The 18476-nt window shown below is 65.3% G+C and carries 16 protein-coding genes; 7 read left to right on the plus strand and 9 right to left on the minus strand.

Going from position 1 to position 18476, the window contains the following annotated elements; translation table 11 throughout:
- Nucleotides 1-22: 22 nt before the first annotated feature.
- A complete protein-coding gene (locus tag ACE10X_RS18925) occupies nucleotides 23-925 on the plus strand; it encodes a LysR family transcriptional regulator (protein ID WP_038384135.1) in 903 nt (300 codons plus the stop codon).
- A gap of 106 nt (nucleotides 926-1031) precedes the next feature.
- On the opposite strand, the gene ACE10X_RS18930 is transcribed toward ACE10X_RS18925, so the two are convergent.
- Genes ACE10X_RS18930 through ACE10X_RS18940 form a run of 3 tightly spaced genes read right to left on the minus strand, consistent with a single transcriptional unit; the run spans nucleotide 1032 to nucleotide 4462 of the window.
- Nucleotides 1032-2111, minus strand: a complete 1080-nt coding sequence (locus tag ACE10X_RS18930; RefSeq protein WP_038384136.1) for a D-TA family PLP-dependent enzyme — start codon at nucleotides 2109-2111, stop codon at nucleotides 1032-1034.
- 28 nt (nucleotides 2112-2139) lie between these two features.
- The gene (locus tag ACE10X_RS18935) at nucleotides 2140-3957 is read right to left on the minus strand and encodes an ABC-F family ATP-binding cassette domain-containing protein (protein WP_038384137.1); all 1818 of its coding nucleotides are present in this window, start codon (nucleotides 3955-3957) and stop codon (nucleotides 2140-2142) included.
- 4 nt (nucleotides 3958-3961) lie between these two features.
- Entirely contained in the window at nucleotides 3962-4462 is a 501-nt protein-coding gene (locus ACE10X_RS18940) for a YaiI/YqxD family protein (protein WP_038384205.1), read from the minus strand.
- Between the two features lie 135 nt (nucleotides 4463-4597).
- On the opposite strand from ACE10X_RS18940, the gene ACE10X_RS18945 reads away from it, so the two are divergent.
- Nucleotides 4598-5401: a hypothetical protein gene (locus ACE10X_RS18945; RefSeq protein ID WP_038384138.1), complete on the plus strand. Its 804-nt coding sequence runs from the start codon at nucleotides 4598-4600 to the stop codon at nucleotides 5399-5401.
- A 157-nt stretch (nucleotides 5402-5558) separates the two neighbouring features.
- Here the strand turns inward: ACE10X_RS18945 and ACE10X_RS18950 are convergent, their stop codons facing one another.
- The gene (locus ACE10X_RS18950; RefSeq protein ID WP_038384139.1) at nucleotides 5559-7931 is read right to left on the minus strand and encodes a xanthine dehydrogenase family protein molybdopterin-binding subunit; all 2373 of its coding nucleotides are present in this window, start codon (nucleotides 7929-7931) and stop codon (nucleotides 5559-5561) included.
- A gap of 218 nt (nucleotides 7932-8149) precedes the next feature.
- Between ACE10X_RS18950 and ACE10X_RS18955 the strand changes: the two genes are divergently transcribed.
- From ACE10X_RS18955 to ACE10X_RS18965, 3 genes are all read left to right on the plus strand, one after another.
- The gene (locus ACE10X_RS18955) at nucleotides 8150-9193 is read left to right on the plus strand and encodes a Ppx/GppA phosphatase family protein (RefSeq protein ID WP_080583313.1); all 1044 of its coding nucleotides are present in this window, start codon (nucleotides 8150-8152) and stop codon (nucleotides 9191-9193) included.
- Between the two features lie 165 nt (nucleotides 9194-9358).
- On the plus strand, nucleotides 9359-10060 hold the full coding sequence (locus tag ACE10X_RS18960; RefSeq protein WP_038384140.1) for an RlmE family RNA methyltransferase: 702 nt from the start codon (nucleotides 9359-9361) through the stop codon (nucleotides 10058-10060).
- 252 nt (nucleotides 10061-10312) lie between these two features.
- Complete coding sequence (locus ACE10X_RS18965; protein WP_244435763.1) at nucleotides 10313-11131, plus strand: Crp/Fnr family transcriptional regulator; 819 nt, start codon at nucleotides 10313-10315, stop codon at nucleotides 11129-11131.
- 26 nt (nucleotides 11132-11157) lie between these two features.
- On the opposite strand, the gene ACE10X_RS18970 is transcribed toward ACE10X_RS18965, so the two are convergent.
- From ACE10X_RS18970 to ACE10X_RS18980, 3 genes are all read right to left on the minus strand, one after another.
- The gene (locus tag ACE10X_RS18970; RefSeq protein WP_038384141.1) at nucleotides 11158-11355 is read right to left on the minus strand and encodes a hypothetical protein; all 198 of its coding nucleotides are present in this window, start codon (nucleotides 11353-11355) and stop codon (nucleotides 11158-11160) included.
- Between the two features lie 115 nt (nucleotides 11356-11470).
- On the minus strand, nucleotides 11471-12052 hold the full coding sequence (locus ACE10X_RS18975) for a phasin family protein (protein ID WP_375764455.1): 582 nt from the start codon (nucleotides 12050-12052) through the stop codon (nucleotides 11471-11473).
- A 639-nt stretch (nucleotides 12053-12691) separates the two neighbouring features.
- On the minus strand, nucleotides 12692-14179 hold the full coding sequence (locus tag ACE10X_RS18980) for a DHA2 family efflux MFS transporter permease subunit (RefSeq protein ID WP_028344675.1): 1488 nt from the start codon (nucleotides 14177-14179) through the stop codon (nucleotides 12692-12694).
- 139 nt (nucleotides 14180-14318) lie between these two features.
- Here ACE10X_RS18980 and ACE10X_RS18985 point away from each other — a divergent pair, with 139 nt between their 5' ends.
- Nucleotides 14319-14570 carry a hypothetical protein gene (locus ACE10X_RS18985; RefSeq protein WP_038388585.1) on the plus strand — a complete coding sequence of 84 codons (252 nt, stop codon included), beginning with the start codon at nucleotides 14319-14321 and terminating at the stop codon, nucleotides 14568-14570.
- Nucleotides 14571-14752: 182 nt separating this feature from the next.
- Nucleotides 14753-16243 (plus strand): IMP dehydrogenase, encoded by a 1491-nt coding sequence (gene guaB / locus ACE10X_RS18990; protein ID WP_028344677.1) that lies wholly within the window; start codon nucleotides 14753-14755, stop codon nucleotides 16241-16243.
- A gap of 74 nt (nucleotides 16244-16317) precedes the next feature.
- Here guaB and ACE10X_RS18995 read toward each other — a convergent pair whose 3' ends face one another.
- Both ACE10X_RS18995 and ACE10X_RS19000 read right to left on the minus strand, forming a co-directional pair.
- Entirely contained in the window at nucleotides 16318-17160 is an 843-nt protein-coding gene (locus ACE10X_RS18995) for an ABC transporter ATP-binding protein (protein WP_038388584.1), read from the minus strand.
- Between the two features lie 75 nt (nucleotides 17161-17235).
- On the minus strand, nucleotides 17236-18432 hold the full coding sequence (locus ACE10X_RS19000) for an ABC transporter substrate-binding protein (RefSeq protein ID WP_375764591.1): 1197 nt from the start codon (nucleotides 18430-18432) through the stop codon (nucleotides 17236-17238).
- Nucleotides 18433-18476 lie beyond the last annotated feature (44 nt).

An 18476-nucleotide genomic window follows, 5' to 3' on the forward strand; every position in this document is an offset into this window, starting at 1 on the left:
ATGAAGAATATGCGAGATTGTTATGAATACCCATGATCTCGTGGCGTTCGTCGCCGTGGTCGAGACCGGATCGATCGTCGCGGCCTCAGCACGGCTGAACCTGACCCAGCCCGGCGTGACGCGGCGGATCCAGAATCTCGAGGAGATGCTCGGCGCGCAGCTGCTCGACCGGCTCTCCAAGCCGCTGAAGCCGACGGCGGCGGGAATCGAGGCCTATGAGCAGGGCCGCCGGCTGCTGCGCATGCTCGACGACCTCAAGTCAGGCGTCGCCAATGACGGCGTGGTGCGCGGCGAGTTCAGGCTCGGCCTGACGCCGTTTTTGTCGGAGGCGGGGCTCACCGGACCGCTCGACGCGGTGCGCGGCGAATTTCCGGCACTGGCGGTGCGCGTCGTCTCGGGCTGGTCGCCCAACCACATGGAGCGGGTCAGCCGCAACGAGCTCGATGCCGCGGCGATCTGCCTTCCTGACGGCACGGCGCCGCCCGACGATCTCGTGGCCTCCGACCTCGGCGCGCAGCCGGTGGTGTTCGTCGTCGCGCGCGACATGAAGACGCCGAAGTCGGTCGATATCGAATGGCTGTCGCGGACCGGATGGGTGATCAACCAGGACGGCTGCGGCTTTCGCCAGACGCTGAAGCGTCATTTCGATGCGGCGCATCTGCCGTTCAACATCGCGGTCGAGGCTCTCGACAGCGAGCTGCGCCTGTCGCTGGTGGCGCGCGGGCTCGGCATCGGCCTCGTGACGCCGGTGGCGCTGAAACGAAGCCCGATCCGCAGCCGGCTCAAGGCCGTGAAGATCACCGATTTCAATCCCGCGGTGCGCGCCTGGATCGTGCATCGCCCGCCGGCCGGCCGCCTAGCGCGGCCGATCGAGGTGTTTCGCGCAGCGCTGGACCGCGAACTGCAGGCGCTGATGCACGGCTAAATACGTAGGATGGGTAGAGCGAAACGAAACCCATCACCTTTCATCTGCGCGGAAGCATGATGGGTTTCGCTGCGCTCTACCCATCCTACGAGGTCGCTGGATGCGGCTAGCGCAACTTCCCGCGCGCCGTCACCGGCAACGTACCGATGATCTCGTCACCGCGCACCATCACGACCTCGTCCATCATGTTGACGACGACGCAGACGTGATTGGGCACGATCCGCACCACGTCGCCGACATTGGGCCGCGTGTTGCTGCGGGAGAGGTCGAGAAAGCCATGCTCCTCGGCAAAGCGCGCGATCCTGGCCTCGGGATGTTCGAGGATCAGGCCGTGGCCTTCGAGGCCGCCGGTGTCGGAGGTCAGCGTCTTCGAGCCGGCATCGAGGATGCCGCGCTCCGGGCCGGCGCGGCTGACGACGGTGGAATAGATATGCAGCGCGCAATCGTCCCAGGTCGCGACGCCGGCCGCGACCTGCATGCGGTCGTTGTAGATGTAGGTGCCGAAGCGGTGCTCGGTGCCGCCCTTCAGCTTGCCGAGATTCTTCAGGTTCGGCGTGCCGCCGGTCGAGACGATTGTCGCGTCGAGGCCGTGGGCGCGAACGCCGGCCAGCGCCTCGTCGTAGAATTTCTGCGCCTCGGCCCAGCCGGTCTCGGTCGGATACAGCATGAAGCCCGCGAAGGTGAGGCCCTCGGAGGCCGCGATCTCCCGCGCCAGCGCGATCGCCTCGGCCGGGGTCTCGACGCCGGCGCGCTTGCGGCCGGTGTCGCATTCGACCACGACCGAGAGCGGGCGGCCGGAGGCGGCTGCGGCCTTCGGCAGGTCGCCGACGACGACGGAATTGTCGGCGGCGACAGTGACGTTGGCCTTTGCTTGCAGCGCGCCGAGCCGTGCCATCTTCTCGTCGCCGAGCAGATTGTAGCTGATCAGGATGTTGTCGATGCCAGCGTCCGCCATGATCTCGGCCTCGCCGAGCTTCTGGCAGGTGATGCCCTTGGCGCCGGCCTTGATCTGCAGCTGTGCCAGCATCGGGTTCTTGTGCGTCTTGATGTGCGGACGGTTGGCGACGCCGGCTTGGTCGCAGGCCTTCTGGATGCGCGCGATGTTGCGCTCGACCCGGTCCATGTCGATCACGGCGCAGGGCGTGCCGTATTCCTTGGCGATCTTGGCGGCGAGGGGCGTGGTCATGGTCTGTCCTTCTTACCCATCCTACAAATTACGCCTGTTCGATCTCTTCGCGCAGCACTTCGAGTTCGAGCCAGCGGTCCTCGGCGGCGGCGAGCTCTTGCTGCGCCTTTGCGATCGCCGCCGAGGCGGCGTCGAATGTCTTGCGATCCTTCGTATAGAGATCGGGATCGTCGAGCAGCTTCTGCTGCTTGGCGATCTCGGTGTGCAGCTTGTCGATGGTCTTCGGCAAGGTTTCCAGCGCGTGCTTCTCGTTGAAGCTCAGCCGGCGCCTCGGTGCCGCTTCGGGCGCCGCGACCCTGGCTTCCTTCTTCTCTTCGGTCGGGGCATCCGCCTTCACCGTCTCGCGCTTCACGTCGGCGCCACGCTGCGCCAGCATGTCGGAATAGCCGCCGGCATATTCGATCCAGCGTCCCTGGCCTTCGGGCACGATCACCGACGTCACCACGCGGTCGAGGAAATCACGGTCGTGGCTGATCAGGATCACCGTGCCCTCGTAATCGCCGAGCATGTCCTCGAGCACGTCGAGGGTTTCGAGGTCGAGGTCGTTGGTCGGCTCGTCCAGGATCAAAAGGTTCGACGGCTTGGCCAGCGCGCGCGCCAGCATCAGGCGGCCGCGTTCGCCGCCGGAGAGCGCTTCGAGCGGCGTGCCGCGCTGCTCCTGCGCGAACAGGAAGTCCTTCATGTAGCCGATCACGTGCTTCGACTTGTCGCCGACCATGACGTGATCGCCGCGGCCGCCGGTCAGAGCCTCGGCCAGCGTCAGCTTCGGGTCGAGACTTTCGCGATGCTGGTCGAGCGTCGCCATTTCGATATTGGCGCCGAGCCGCACCGAACCGGAGTCCGGCGGATCGTTGCCGATCAGAAGATGCACCAGCGTGGTCTTGCCGGCGCCGTTGGGACCGACGATGCCGAGCCGGTCGCCGCGCTGGATCCGGGTCGAGAAGCCGTCGACGATCTTGCGCTCGCCATAGGCCTTCACGATGTTCTTGGCCTCGATCACCAGGCGGCCGGACTTTTCGGCTTCGGCGGCGGCGAGCGTGGCATTGCCGGTGGTGCCGCGATAGTTGCGGCGCTGGTCGCGCAGCGCGAAGAGATTGCCGAGCCGCTTGACGTTGCGCTTGCGGCGGCCGGAGACGCCGTAGCGCAGCCAGTGCTCCTCGTTGACGATCTTGCGGTCGAGCTTGTGCTGCTCGCGCTCTTCCTCCGCCAGCACCTCGTCACGCCACGCCTCGAAGGCGCCGAAGCCGCGCTCGATCTGCCGGATCTGGCCGCGGTCGAGCCAGGCCGTGGTGCGCGACAAATTGGTGAGGAAACGGCGGTCATGGCTGATCAGCACCAGCGCGCAGCGCCGGCTTTCCAGTTCGCCCTCGAGCCATTCGATGGTCGGCAGGTCGAGATGGTTGGTCGGCTCGTCCAGCAGCAGGATATCGGGCGAGGGCGCCAGCACGCGGGCCAGCGCCGCACGGCGCGCCTCACCGCCGGAGACATGCGCCGGATCTTCCTCGCCGCTGAGGCCGAGCTGCTCGAGCAGATAGCGCGCCTGGTAGTGGTCGTCGCCGGGGCCGAGGCCGGCCTCGACATAGGCCAGCGTCGTCTTGTGGTCGCCGAAGTCCGGCTCTTGCGGCAGATAGCGGATGGTGGCGCCGGGCTGCACGAAGCGGCTGCCTGCGTCCGGCTCGACCAGGCCGGCCGCGATCCGCAGCAGGGTCGACTTGCCGGAGCCATTGCGGCCGATCAGGCAGACGTGCTCGCCCGCGGAGATCGACAGCTCGACGCCTGACAGCAGCGGCGTGCCGCCAAAGGTCAGGCTGATGTCCTTGAGCTGGATGAGAGGAGGCGGAGCCATCGCGCTAACCCTGCTGGCTCGCCTGCGCCTGCTCGGCGCGGCGGCGCTGGATGCGGCGGATGGTCTGGTCGAGCGTCGACAGGAAGGTCGAGCGGTCGCGCGGCGAGTATGATTTCGGCCCGCCGGTGATCTCGCCCGACGAGCGCAGATCGGTCATCAGGTTGCGCACCGCGAGCGTCATGCCGATCGACTGCTCCGTGAACGGCTTGCCGTTCGGTGCGATCACATCGGCGCCGGCCTTGACGCAGCGGCTCGCCAGCGGGATGTCGGCTGTTATCACGATGTCGCCCTCACGCGCGCGTTCCGCGATCCAGTCGTCGGCCGCATCCATGCCGGAACCTGCGGCGATGCGCTCGATCAGCGGATCCTGCGGCACGCGGATGAAACTGCCCGCGACCACGCTGACGGGCACGCCGTGCCGGATCGCGACGCGATAGATCTCGTCCTTCACCGGGCAGGCGTCGGCGTCGACATAGATGCGGGTGGGGGCAGGGGTTTCAGTCATCGATTCCAAGGTTGGCAGGCGCGGCCTGCGTGTACTCCATCGGGCGGAAAATTGCGAGCAAAACGAGAGGCTTGTCAGGCTGCCCGGTTCGACTACGATTGCCTGAGAAAAACAACGGAAATAAGGGGAAACCCCATGGATTCGAAGACGGCTTCGCTGACCTACCGCGTCTCGGCCTACAACACTTCAAAGCTCTCGGAAAACAAGATCCACGACGACACGGTGGCGCGGAAGTTCGGCTTTTCCGGCGGACTGGTGCCAGGCGTCGACGTGATGGCCTACATGATGCATCTGCCGGTCGAGAAATGGGGCCGCGATTTCCTCGCGCGCGGCCTGATCGAGGCGCGCTTCGTGAAGCCGGTCTATGACGGCGAGATCGCGGAATTGACGGGACAGGAGACCGGCAATGGGCTGACGATCGAGCTCCACAGCCGCGGCGAGCTCTGCGCCACCGGCACGGCATCGCTGCCGGCATCCGCGCCGAAATTCGTGCTCGACGACTACAAGCAGGTCGCCGCGGTCGCCGAGCGCAAGCCGGTCAGCGCGTCGTCCTATGAAGAGGGCAAGTGGCTCGGCACCATCCCGCGCGACTGGTCGGGCGATGCCGCGAAGGAGTATCTCGCCGATATCAGGGAGACCGACCCGATCTACTTACGCGAAGGTCTCGGCCATCCCGGCCTGCTGCCGCGGGTGATGAACAAGGTCCTGGTCGACAATGCGATCCTCGGGCCCTGGATCCATGTCGGCACCCGCATGCAGCTGCTGTCGGCGGGCAAGATCGGCGACGAGCTGACCGCGCGCGCCAAGGTGACGGGCAGTTACGACAAGAAGGGCCACCGCTTCGTCGAGCTCGATGCGCTGGTGCTCGGCAACGGTGTGCCGCTCGCGCATTGCTGGCACATCGCGATCACCCAGCCGCGCGAGCAGGCCGCGGCATAGGGAAGGGGCACGTCGTCCCCACGCCGCAGGTGTCATACCCCGCGCATGCGGGGTATCCAGTACGCCGCGGCCTCTCGGCTCTATCGCTGGCGTCTCTGGAATACTGGATCACCCGCTTTCGCGGGTGATGACAGTGGTGTGGTGGTTGCAGGTTGCCTTATGCCGCCTTCGCCTTGGCGTCCTGGATCGCGCGCCAGACGCGTTCCGGCGTCAGCGGCATATTGATGTGCTTGATGCCGTACTCCGACAGCGCGTCGACCACGGCGTTGACGATGCAGACGAGGCTGCCGGCGCAGCCGGCCTCGCCGCAGCCCTTGGTGCCGAGCGGGTTGGATTTTGCCGGCGAGGGATGATCGCCGACCAGCATCGACGGCACGTCGCCGGCACGCGGCAGCGCGTAGTCCATGAACGAGCCGGTGATCGGCTGGCCTGAGGCGTCGTAGCTGACTTCCTCCATCAGCGCCTGGCCGATGCCCTGCGCGACGCCGCCGTGCAGCTGGCCCGCGACGATCATCGGATTGACCACGACGCCGAAATCGTTGACCGCGGAGTAGCGCACGATCCGCGTCACGCCGGTGTCGGGATCGATCTCGACCTCGGCGACGTGGCAGCCGTTCGGGAAGGTCGACGCCGTCTCCTTGGTGGCGTGATCGACGTCGAGCGTCTCCGGCGTGCCCTCGGGCATCTTGCCGGCGCGCATCCGCTCGGCGAGCTCCATGATGCCGATCGAGCGGTCGGTGCCCGCGATGGTGAAGCGGCCGGCGCCGAATTCGATGTCGGCCTCGGAGGCCTCCAGCATATGCGCGGCGGCCTTCTTGCCCTTCTCGACCACCAGCGCGGAAGCCTCGACGATCGCCTGGCCGGTTGCGGTGATCGAGCGCGAGCCGCCGGTGCCGTTGCCGAAGCGCACCAGATCGCTGTCGCCCTGTTCGAGCGTGATCTTCTCGAAGGGGACGCCGAGCTGGTCGGACAGCACCTGCGCGAACGGCGTGGCGTGGCCCTGGCCGTAATCCAGCGTGCCGGTGGTGAGCTTCACCGATCCGTCGGGCCCGAAGCTGATCTTGCCGAGCTCGCCGCTCGGCGGCGCGGTGACCTCGAGATAGGAGCCGACGGCGATGCCGCGCAGCTTGCCGCTCTTCTTGCTTTCCTTCTTGCGCTTGGCGAAGTTCTCGTAGTCGGAGATCTCCAGCGCCTTCTGGAACACGCCGGTGAAATCGCCGCTGTCATAGGTGACGCCGGAGGCCGCCGGAAACGGCAGCTGCGACGGCTTGATGAAGTTGCGCTTGCGCAGCGTGAAGCGGTTGATGCCCATCTCGTCGGCGGCGGCATCGATCAGCCGCTCCATGTAGTAGTTGGCCTCGGGCCGGCCGGCGCCGCGATAGGCGCCCATCAGCGTGGTGTTGGTCAGGACAGTCTTGATGTCGACGCCGAGCAGCGGCGTGCGATAGACGCTGGCGAGGTTCTTGCCGGTGTTGAGCGACAGCGGGCCCGGCGCGACGCCGGTGATGTAGGCGCCGAGATTGCCGTAGCCGGACAGCCGCACCGCGAGGAACTTGCCGTCGGCATCGAGCGCGAGCTCGGCATGGATCAGCTGCGCGCGGCCCTGGCTGTCGGAGAGGAAGCTGGTCGAGCGCTCGTCCAGCCACTTCACCGGGCGGCCGAGCTCACGCGCCGCATGCGCAATGCAGGTGTATTCGGGATAGTTGAGGTTCTTCATCCCGAACGAGCCGCCGACATTGCCGGTGAGGATGCGGACCTTGTCGGCGGGCACGTTGAGCAGGCGCGCCAGGATCGCCTTGTTGCCCGAGACGCCCTGGGTCGGCACCTGCAGCGTGAAACGTTCGGTTTTCTTGTCGTAATGCGCGAGGGCGACGCGCGGCTCCATCGAGACCACGGCAACGCGGGTGTTGACGATGTCGAGCTTGGTGACGTGCGCCGCGCCGGCGAACGCCGCCTCGATCTTGGCGGTGTCGCCATAGTGATAGTCGAGCGCGACGTTATCGGGGATGTCGTCATAGAGCTGCGGTGCGCCGGGCCTGGCGGCTTCGGCCGCGTCGGTCACCGCCGGCAGCGGTTCGATATCGACCTCCACGGCCTCGGCCGCGTCGCGAGCCTGCGCCGCGGTTTCCGCGACCACGAAGGCCACGGGATCGCCGACGAAGCGCACCTTGTCGGTCACGAGCGCGGGGCGGTTGGTCTGCTTGAGCGGCGAGCCGTCGCGGTTCTTCAGCGGCAAGCCGCAAGTGAAGGGGTTGTAGCCGGCGGCCGCGAGGTCGGCGCCGGTCCAAACCCCGAGCACGCCCGGCATCGCCTTGGCCGCCGCCGTATCGATGCCCTTGATGAGTCCATGGGCATGGGAGGAGCGAACCATCCAGCAAGTGGCCTGGCCGGGCAGCGAGAAATCGTCGGTGTATTTGCCCTTGCCGCGCACCAGGGTGTCGTCCTCCTTTCGTCGAACAGGCTGTCCGACACCGTATTTTTGCAGTGCGATAGCGTTTTCGAGAGAGGCAGGCGGCGTGTGATCTTGCATCGAAAAAGACCTGAAATGCCCGGATTTGCTGGAGTCTGGGGGCGTTGAGGAGATAACGCACGCCCCCCTTAACGACAACGCCCGATTGGACATGGACCCAATGTGAACGGAGTTGCGTAGGGCTTTGACGCTGCTAAAGTTTCCGTGAACGACAATTATTCGGCGGGCCCAAGGATCCTCCTGGATCCACCTTGGGGTCCTGCGGAAAGACAGTTTTGATGAACGACCATGTGCGGCTTTGCGACGGCCCCCCGGCCAGCGAAGCCCCGCCAGGGTTGGTTGCGGCAGCGGCGGAAAGTGGCGTCTACGCCGCGCTCGACCTTGGCACCAACAATTGCCGGCTCTTGATCGCCTGTCCCACCGGCGACGGGTTCCGCGTGGTCGATTCCTTCTCGCGGATCATCCGGCTCGGCGAGGGCATCGCCGCCACCGGCTCGATCAGCGAGGCCGCGATCGAGCGTGCGATCGCCGCGCTCGCCATCTGCAGCGACAAGATCCGCTATCGCAAGGCGCGCCGGCTGCGGCTGATCGCCACCGAGGCCTGCCGCGCCGCCGGCAACGCCGAGAGTTTCCGCGCGCGGGTCGCGGCCGAGACCGGCATCAAGCTCGAGGTGATCGATCGTGAGACGGAGGCGACGCTCGCCGTGATCGGCTGCTCGCCGCTGCTCGATCCGAAGGGGCGGGGCGCCATCCTGTTCGATATCGGCGGCGGCTCGACCGAGCTGGTGCGGATCGAGCGCGACCCCAACGCACCCGACGCGCCGCCACGCATCAAGGCGTGGATGTCGATCCCGCTCGGCGTCGTCACGCTGGCCGAACATTTCGGCGGCAAGAACGTCACCAGGGATCTGTATGCGCAGATGATCGACGAGGTCGCGCGGCACGTTGCGCCGTTCGCGGCCGAGCACGGCAAGGATCTGCGCGACATGCACATGCTCGGCACCTCCGGCACCGTGACGACGCTCGCCGGCGTGTTCCTCAATCTGTCGCGCTATGACCGCCGCCGCATCGACGGCATCTGGATGAACGATTGCGATGTCACCGCGACGATCCAGAGGCTGCTCGGCATGAGCTATGAGGCGCGCGTCAACAACAACTGCATCAGCGTCGAGCGCGCCGATCTGGTGCTCGCCGGCTGCGCGATCCTCGATGCGATCCGCAATGCGTTCCCAATGCCGCGGCTCCGCGTCGCCGATCGCGGCCTGCGCGAGGGCATGCTGGTCGAGATGATGCGCGAGGACGGCGCGCTGCGGGCGTGCTAGAGCTTCTCTTGCCTCGCCCCGCTTGCGGGGAGAGGCCGGATTGCATGTCAATGCAATCCGGGTGAGGGGACTCTCCACGAGCGCATCTCTCACCTTCATTGCGGAACCAGCCCCTCACCCCAACCCTCTCCCCGCAAGAGCGGGGCGAGGGAGTAGAGAAGCAGTATGGCGAAAGACACCACCGGGCGGCTGCACGTCACGGTCAAGAGCGGCGGCAAGCGCAAGCTGTCGTCAAAACTCTGGCTCGAGCGCCAGCTTAACGATCCCTATGTCGCCAAGGCCAAGGCGATGGGCTACCGCTCGCGCGCGGCGTTCAAGCTCACCGAGATCGACGACAAATATCGCCTGCTCAAGCCGGGCATGACCGTGGTCGACCTTGGCGCGGCGCCCGGCGGCTGGAGCCAGATCGCGGCCAAGCGTACCGGTGCCGCCGACGGCAAGGGCAAGGTGGTCGCGATCGATCTGCTGGAGATGGGCGAGATTCCCGGTGTCACCTTCGCGCAGCTCGACTTTCTCGACCATGACGCGCCGCAAAAACTGATCGCGATGATGGGCGGCCGCGCCGACATCGTGATGTCCGACATGGCCGCCAACACCACCGGCCATCGCAAGACCGATCAGCTGCGCATCATCGGCCTGGTCGAAACCGCCGCGCATTTCGCCAGCGAGGTGCTCAATCCCGGCGGCACGTTCCTGGCGAAAGTGTTCCAGAGCGGCGCCGACGCCGAGCTGGTGGCGCAGCTGAAGCGTGATTTCGCCACCGTCCGCCACGTCAAGCCGGCCGCCAGCCGGCAGGATTCGTCGGAGCGTTATGTGCTGGCGACGGGATTTCGCGGGCAGCAACAGCCGTCATCGCGCGGGGAGTAGCGACGACGCGTCCGCCGAAGCCTCCGCGAAGGCAATCCATGATCCCTCGTCGGGCCCGGCTGGAGTGCCGCCCGGTACGCGAGCGCGTCGCGGGCTGACCTGAATCCATTGGAACTCTTCCCGTTACGGCGTATTCTATCTTTCCGGCGCGGGCTGTTAGTTGCGTATTTCGACCTGGCGCCACGGCAGGTTTGTGCAGCGAGCCGCGCCTCCGTCTTGCGGAGCTCTTCCGTGATGGAACGCAGGTCGAGCATGGGTAATCGCCTTTTGGCGGCCTTGCCGCCCGCCGATCTTGATTTGCTTGCGCCTCATCTCCGCAAGGTGTCGCTCGAACGCGACGCAGTGCTGGTGCGGTCGGGCGACCTCGTCGAACAGATCTATTTCCCCTGCACGGCATTGATCGCGTTCGTCATGGACATGCCGAACGGACAGGCCGTCGCGACGACTATGATCGGCAACGAGGGCGCCGTCGGCATCCTGTCGACACTCAGGTCGATACGCTCGCCGATGACCGCGGTGGTTCGCGTCGCGGGCACGACGTGGCAGATTTCGCCGGCACGATTTCACGCCGCACTGGCGCACAGTCACGCGCTTGCCGGTGCGGTGCAGCTCCATATGCGGTCGTTGCTGGTCCAGTTCCAGCATATCGCGGCGTGCAATGCGCTCCATTCCGTGGAAGCCCGCCTGGCCCGGTGGCTGTTGCAGGTTCACGATCAGATCGGTGACGAGACGCTGCCGCTGACGCAGGAGACGCTGTCGGAATTGCTGGGTGTGCGACGAACGACCGTGACCCACGTCGTGCACAAGCTTCGCGCCTCGGGCGCAATCCGCTCCAACCGGCGGAGCTCGATCGAGGTCGACAGGCTGCGGCTCGAAACTGCGGCCTGCGAGTGCTACGAGATCATGCGCGGCAGGATCGACCGCATCGTATCCGCGGAAGGGATCAAGTCGTCCGGTCGCGGCGCGCCGCCACATGGACCTCCGCGTTCGCACGCCCGGCCGTGGACCAATGGCGACAAGGTTCATGCACATGCGCGCGGCGCGGGTGCTGAGCGATCACGAAGCCATTGAATGCGGTTGCAACGCAGACGCAGGTGTCAGGACGCCTTGCGCAATTCCTGCTCGGGTTCGTGCACCCACGCGTCCCTGGCGAACCATTCGTGATTGGTCCGACAGCCCGTGCAATAGCTGCGCGAAAAGAACACGGCGCTGCGCCGGAACGTCTCGCGGTCGGATTTCATGCCGGTATTGATCGCACGTCCCGTCCGCGGGCATTTGATCATGATGCCGCCCACCTCGGTCCTCCTCCAATGTCAGGGATTGCTGGTCCCGCGCACCGTCGGCTGGACCGCGCCCCTTCTGATCGGAGACGCTTGGTCCAGCTGGCCTGGGAGCGGGGGGGGCGGCTCCTCAGGAAGGTGTTTTCAGGGCCCTTGCAAAGCTCTTCTTGATCGGCTCGGAGGTCTCGGTCGCGACCTTCTTCGCGATCTCCCAGAGCTCCTTGTTCTGCGCGGTCGTCACTTCGAAAGCCTTGCGGCCGTGATCGGCCGAAAGCTGGATGGCTTCCGACAGCGACCTGGTGCCGGCGAGTTCGGATATGAAAGCGAGGGTCGAACCGGCGTTGATATGCGAGATATCGATCACCTTGGCTGCGTAATCCGCGGCGCCCTTGGCGTTGACCGCGTATGCTTCCTTGAGCAGGACAGAGATTTCCTCCGAAGCTTCCTTGGCTTTCTCGAACTGTTCTCGGGCGCGCCTCGCATTCTGTTCGGCGATACCCTGAAAGGCCTGGGGCAACGCAAACAGGGGCAGGCCAAAGCCGCCGGCTTTCGGATTGTGGCTCACTTCATTCGTATGGACGTCACTCACTGGCTCTGATCCTTTCAAGCGAAACCAGATCAAGGAAAATCCGCGCCTCGCGGTGCACGGACGCTGGGGAAGCGCGCCTGGAGCGCTTCCTTCCACATGGCTTTTTGCTGAATGCCGGGTCACCGCGTGCCCGCTTGAGCCGGACTATGCAGGATCGGCGGCGTAGCTTCCGTTCGCTTTCTGACTCTCGCGGAGATTTTTTTCCGGGACGAAACGGCGGCGATTCATCGAACACATCTCGACCGCTTGCGCCAGGAGAGCCTGGCCGGGCGCGGTCCCGGTCGCGACCCGCGCACGAAGGCAATTCAGCGCGACCGGTTGGAACCTCGACGCGCGGCCGGAGTCGATTCCGTTGCTCCCGGCCAATGCCCCCCAAGCCCACCGGGAGAAAACCCCCACTGGGTTGGCGGCCTTGGTGTAGCGTCAGTTTCGCGCACCGGGGCCGTTTCGTGCCGGACTGGAAAATTGGATACCGCGGGCGCATATTTCTGGCATGGCGACCATTGTTCAATGCAATTGCGGCGCCGAGTACAGACGCACCGAAGAGAAGTTCTTGGTGCCGCATACGGGTGATGCGATCTGCACGGTCTGCGGAGCAGCGTTGGAATCGTGGCTGGAAGCGACCCACGTTCCCACATACGAACTTATCGAACGTCCGGATCGAGGACAGCCAGGCGGAATGACCGGCCACCCCTGATGGCCTGGTCGTGACCTGACGACGGCTCGCGGCGTCCGTGCCTCGGGAACGGCTCGTTCGATCGACTAGCCGAGCCGCTGATCGCGCGCGTTCTGGGTGTCCTCGGTGGCGACCTTGACGGCTTCGGTCGCGGCGCGCTTCTCGGCGCCCTTGCGGCTCGAGATGTCGATCGCCTTGCGGCCGGCGATCTCGTTGCCGGCCTCAGCCGGCATCTGCCAGAAGAACCAGGCCGAGGCCGCCGAGATCAGCGAGACCACGATGAAGGCCGGCGCGAACACGTCGGCGGAGAGCTCCGTCTGGTGATGCAGCGCCAGCGTGGTTTCGACCGAGAACGCGCCGACCGCGACGCCCGCGGACACCGCGAGCTGCTGATTCACGCTGACGAGGGTGGTGGCCCGGCTCATTTGCGGCGCCTCGACCTCGGCATAGGCCACGGTGTTGATCGCGGTGAATTGCAGCGAGCGGAAGAAGCCGCCGACCACCAGGATGGTGAAGATCAGCATCAGCGGCGTCGAGATCGTGAACAGCGCGCAGGCGGCGAGGAAGGCCGAACTGACCACGGCGTTGACGGTCATCATGTTGCGGAAGCCGAAGGCGCGGATGATGCGCGCCGCCAGCGTCTTCATGCCCATGGCGCCGACCGCCGACGCAAAGGTGACGAGACCGGACTGGAACGGCGACAGGCCGAAGCCGACCTGCATCAACAGCGGCAGCAGGAACGGCAGCGCGCCGATGCCGAGCCGGAACATGAAGCCGCCGACGATCGACGCGCGCATGGTCGGCAGCCGCAGCAAGCCGAAATCGAGCACCGGCGAGCCGGTCCGCCGCGCGTGGATGACGTAAAGCGTCATCGATACCGTGCCGACCCCGACCAGCGCGGCGACGATCGGCCACGGCAGCAAATTGAGCCCGGCCACCGACAGCCCGAAGGCGATGCCGGCGAGGCCGATCCCGGCCAGCACCAGTCCCACGAGATCGAAGCGCTCGGGATCCTCGCTCTTGATCGGGTCGATATATTTCAACGCCAGGAAGATGCCGAGCAGCCCGATCGGGATGTTGATCAGGAAGATCCAGTGCCAGGAGAAATAGGTGGTGATGAAGCCGCCGAGCGGCGGCCCGATCACCGGGCCGATCAGCGCCGGGACCGTCACCCAGGCCATCGCGTTGACCAGCGCACTCTTGTCGACCGAGCGCAGCAGCACCAGCCGCCCGACCGGGGTCATCATCGCCCCGCCGAGGCCCTGCAGGATGCGGGCGAACACGAAATCGGTCACCGAGGACGACAGCGCGCAGCCGATCGAGCCCAGCATGAACACGCCGACGGCGCCGGCAAACACGATGCGGGCGCCGAAGCGGTCCGCGGTCCAGCCGCTCGCCGGGATGAACACCGCGAGCGACAGCAGGTAGGAGGTGATCGCCAGTTTCAGCGTCAGCGGGCTGGTACCGATATCGGCGGCGATCGCCGGCAGCGAGGTCGCGATCACCGTGGAGTCCATGTTCTCCATGAACAGGGCGGTGGCCACGATGAGCGGGATCAGGCGTTGCTTGTTCATCAAAATAGGACAGCTGTGCTGAAAAGGCGGGCGAGCGGGCCATATCATCCTGCCCTCGGCCACGCTATTGCGGAACCGGCCAAACGCCCTAAATCCTGCGTGACGCTGGTATGCATCCGCCCGTGTCCAAAGGTTCGCCGTGATCTACGTCCTTGCCGCTCTCTTGCCGCCGATCGGACTGCTCCTGAACGGACAGCCGTTTTCGGCCCTCTTTAATCTGGTCCTGATCGTGTTTTGCGCGGTTTTCGGGCTGTTTTTCCACGTGTTGCTGCTGGTGCCGTCGGCCCATGCCGTGATCGCGGTCCACATGAAGCGCGAGGACCGGCGCCATCGCGAAATGGTCGAGGCGATCCGCCGCCATGGGCCGCCGCCGGGTTACCGGGCGCCCTGAACCGGCCCCTAAAAAGGCCTGTGCATGGCTGGCAAACACTTTGATTCGTCATCCCGCCATGCTATCGACCAGCGTCAACCCCACCGATGGGCGCCGATTCGACGGTGACGCAGCAAGCGTCGCCGCAGGCGGCGTTCATCCGTAAGACCATCGCGGCTGGGCCGCAGATAAAGGAGTTGGCAATGGCCACGGGATTTCCGGCTATCCGCGAAGCCTTCACGTTCGACGATGTGCTGCTGAAGCCCGGTTTGTCCGACGTGCTTCCCTCGGAAGTCGATATTCGCTCGCGCGTCACCCGCGCAATCTCGCTCAACATCCCGATCATGGCGTCCGCGATGGACACCGTCACCGAGGCGCGGATGGCGATCGCGATGGCGCAGGCCGGCGGTCTCGGCGTCATCCACCGCAACTTCGATCCGGAAGGCCAGGCCGCGCAGGTGCGGCAGGTCAAGAAGTTCGAGTCCGGCATGGTGGTCAATCCGCTGACCATCGGCCCCGACGCCACGCTGGCCGACGCGCTGACCTTGATGAAGGAGAACGGCATCTCGGGCATTCCGGTCGTCACCGGTGCCGCCAAGAACGTGCCGGGCAAGCTGGTCGGCATCCTGACCAACCGCGACGTGCGCTTCGCCAGCGATCCCCGGCAGAAGGTCTCGGAGCTGATGACGCACGAGAACCTCGTCACGGTGCGCGAGGGCGTCGGCCAGGACGAGGCGAAGCGGATGCTGCACAAGCATCGCATCGAGAAGCTGCTCGTCGTCGACGACCAGTATCGCTGCGTCGGCCTGATCACCGTGAAGGACATCGAGAAGGCGGTTGCCCATCCGCTCGCCTGCAAGGACGAGCACGGCCGCCTGCGCGTCGCCGCCGCCACCACGGTGGGCGAGACCGGCTATGAACGCACCGAGCGGCTGATCGATGCCGGCGTCGACGTCGTCGTGGTCGACACCGCGCACGGGCACTCGCGCCACGTGCTCAACGCCGTCAACCGCATCAAGCGGCTCTCCAACGCCGTGCAGGTGGTGGCCGGCAACGTCGCGACCGAGGGCGGCGCGCAGGCGCTGATCGATGCCGGCGCCGACTGCATCAAGGTCGGCATCGGCCCGGGCTCGATCTGCACCACGCGCATTGTCGCCGGCGTCGGCGTGCCGCAGCTCACCGCGATCATGGACGCGGTGGCCGCGGCGAAGAAGGCCGACGTGCCCGTGATCGCCGACGGCGGCATCAAATATTCCGGCGACCTCGCCAAGGCGCTCGCCGCCGGTGCCGACATCGCCATGGTCGGCTCGCTGCTCGCCGGCACCGACGAGACGCCGGGCGAAGTCTTCCTGTGGCAGGGCCGCTCCTACAAGGCCTATCGCGGCATGGGCTCGGTCGGCGCGATGGCGCGCGGCTCGGCCGACCGCTACTTCCAGCAGGACATCAAGGACACGCTGAAGCTGGTCCCTGAAGGCATCGAGGGCCAGGTGCCGTACAAGGGTCCGGTCGGCAATGTGATGCACCAGCTCGCCGGCGGCCTGCGCGCCGCGATGGGCTATGTCGGCGCCAAGGACATCAAGGATTTCCACGACAAGGCCGAATTCGTCCGTATCACCGGCGCCGGCCTGCGCGAGAGCCACGTCCACGACGTCACCATCACCCGCGAAGCCCCGAACTATCCGGGCGGGGTGTAAGCCAAGCACCATCATTCCGGGGCGGTCCGAAGGACCGAACCCGGAGTGCCGGGATTGCGGGATGCCATCATCTGCTAGGCGAGCCAGCGCTTGCGTCGCTTGTAGTGCTTCACATCGCGGTATGATTTTCGCTTCTCTCCGGCGACGCCAAGATAGAACTCCTTGACGTCCTCATTTGCGGCAAGGGCGTGCGCTTCGCCGTCCATCACCACGCGGCCGTTCTCGAGGATGTAACCGTGGCTCGCATATCTGAGCGCCATATTGGTGTTCTGCTCGGCGAGAAGAAACGATACGCCTTCCCTGGCGTGGAGATCCTTCACGATCTCGAAGATTTCTTCGACGATCTGCGGCGCGAGGCCCATCGATGGTTCGTCGAGCAGGATCAACTTCGGGCGCGACATCAGCGCGCGGCCAATCACGCACATCTGCTGTTCGCCGCCCGACGTGTAGCCGGCGGTGGAATTTCGTCGCTCCTCGAGGCGGGGAAAATAAGCGTAGACACGTTCAAGGTCCTGGGCGATCGCGAGCTTGCCGTCCGTCCGCGTAAAGGCGCCGGTCAGGATGTTCTCCTCGACCGTCAGATGAGGGAAGGCACGCCGACCCTCCATCACCTGGATGCAGCCGCGTCGCACCACCTCGTTTGGCGACAGGGACTTCACCTCGACGCCGTTGAACAGGATCGAGCCCTTGGTGACCTCGCCGCGCTCTGCGTGCAGCAGATTGGAGACCGCCTTCAGCGTCGTCGTTTTGCCGGCGCCGTTGGCGCCGAGAAGCGCAACAATGCCGCCTCGCGGGACCTCCAGCGAAACGCCCTTCAACACGAGAATGACGTGATCGTAGACAACCTCGATATTGTTGACCGATAAAATCAGCGCTGCCGCTTCCGTCGCTGCGGTGACGACCTTGGCGATTGACATGCGCAGACCTCCAAACCGAGCAGGGGCTGGGATCCGGGAGCAGGCAATCCTGCCTCCCGGATCACTCGCACGGGGTCAGGTTTCTTTCGCGCAGTCGCGCGGCTTGATCTTCTTCTCCGCGGCATACTTCGCGGACACATCGGCGACGAGCGGCTCGATGAGCGATTCGTCAGCCGTGTACCAGTCGGAGATCACTTTCCAGCCCTTGCCATCCCATTGCTGGACGCGCCCGTAGCGCGCGCCTTCGTGGTCTGAGCAGGAAATGCTGACCGGCTTCAACATTCCCTCAAAGCCGAGCTCCTTGATGCGCGCATCGGTGAGTATCAGGTTCTCAAGCCCCCAACGGACCTGCTCGCCCGTCAGCGGTTGCTTGCCGAATTTTTCTTGCGCCTTGCGGATCGCCTCTACGCCGAGCATGGCATTCGTGATGCCGCGGTTGTAGAGAACTTCGCCGATCTTGCCAGGTTCTGTCGAACCCTTTCCCTTGGCGTAGACGTACTTCTCTATGTCGGCGTGCGCGGGGAATTTTCCTGCGCCATGCTGAAGCATCAACGACTTGTAGCCGCTGGCCTGATCGCCCGCCGGCGTCACATCCGGCTCCGCGCCTGACCACCAAACACCGATCATCTTGTCGCGCGGATAGGCGACGGCGGCCGCTTCCCTGATTGCCGTGCTGTTCATGACGCCCCAGCCCCAGACCAGGACATAGTCGGGCCGATGCTGGCGGATCGCCAGCCATTGCGACTTCTGCTCGACGCCTGGATGCGTGACGGGAATCGGCGTGAACTCAAAGCCGTACTTCTGCGCCAGCACCTGCAGCATCGGAATTGGTTCTTTGCCATAGGGGCTGTCATGGTACAGCAGCGAAATCTTCTTGCCCTTCAGCTTGTCGAAGCCGCCGAGTTCCTTGGCGACGTGCTGGATCGCGATATCGGCCGCGGACCAATAAGTGCCGAGCAATGGAAAATTATATGCGAACACCGCGCCGTTCTTGGAATCGGCACGGCCATACCCCATCGTAATGATCGGGATCTTGTCGGCCGCGGTCTTTTCCGTGAGTGCGAAGGTGATCCCGGTCGACAGCGGATTGATGAAGGCCGCGCCGGTTGGTCCTTTGCTCTTGAGACGCTCGTAACACTCCACTCCCTTGTCGGTCGCGTAACCCGTCTCGCATTCCTCGGTCATGATCTTGACGCCGTTGATGCCGCCGTCGCGTTCATTGATCAGGTTGTAGTAGTCTACCACGCCGTTTGCGTAGGGCGCGCCGTTCACAGCGTACGGTCCGGTCCGGTAGGACAGAATTGGGATGAACTGTT

The organism is Bradyrhizobium sp. Pha-3, assembly GCF_042258325.1.
In the GTDB taxonomy this organism is placed as follows: Bacteria; Pseudomonadota; Alphaproteobacteria; order Rhizobiales; family Xanthobacteraceae; genus Bradyrhizobium; species Bradyrhizobium elkanii.

What these genes read in the sequence shown, in the direction of transcription:
- ACE10X_RS18950 (WP_038384139.1), bottom strand. Translation starts at nt 7,931, where the DNA reads ATGCAAGATCACACGCCGCCTGCCTCTCTCGAAAACGCTATCGCACTG.
- guaB (WP_028344677.1), top strand. Translation starts at nt 14,753, where the DNA reads ATGGCCACGGGATTTCCGGCTATCCGCGAAGCCTTCACGTTCGACGAT.
- ACE10X_RS18980 (WP_028344675.1), bottom strand. Translation starts at nt 14,179, where the DNA reads ATGAACAAGCAACGCCTGATCCCGCTCATCGTGGCCACCGCCCTGTTC.
- ACE10X_RS18930 (WP_038384136.1), bottom strand. Translation starts at nt 2,111, where the DNA reads ATGACCACGCCCCTCGCCGCCAAGATCGCCAAGGAATACGGCACGCCC.
- ACE10X_RS18945 (WP_038384138.1), top strand. Translation starts at nt 4,598, where the DNA reads ATGGATTCGAAGACGGCTTCGCTGACCTACCGCGTCTCGGCCTACAAC.
- ACE10X_RS18960 (WP_038384140.1), top strand. Translation starts at nt 9,359, where the DNA reads ATGGCGAAAGACACCACCGGGCGGCTGCACGTCACGGTCAAGAGCGGC.
- ACE10X_RS18935 (WP_038384137.1), bottom strand. Translation starts at nt 3,957, where the DNA reads ATGGCTCCGCCTCCTCTCATCCAGCTCAAGGACATCAGCCTGACCTTT.
- ACE10X_RS18965 (WP_244435763.1), top strand. Translation starts at nt 10,313, where the DNA reads ATGGGTAATCGCCTTTTGGCGGCCTTGCCGCCCGCCGATCTTGATTTG.
- ACE10X_RS18925 (WP_038384135.1), top strand. Translation starts at nt 23, where the DNA reads ATGAATACCCATGATCTCGTGGCGTTCGTCGCCGTGGTCGAGACCGGA.
- ACE10X_RS18955 (WP_080583313.1), top strand. Translation starts at nt 8,150, where the DNA reads ATGAACGACCATGTGCGGCTTTGCGACGGCCCCCCGGCCAGCGAAGCC.
- ACE10X_RS18995 (WP_038388584.1), bottom strand. Translation starts at nt 17,160, where the DNA reads ATGTCAATCGCCAAGGTCGTCACCGCAGCGACGGAAGCGGCAGCGCTG.
- ACE10X_RS18940 (WP_038384205.1), bottom strand. Translation starts at nt 4,462, where the DNA reads ATGACTGAAACCCCTGCCCCCACCCGCATCTATGTCGACGCCGACGCC.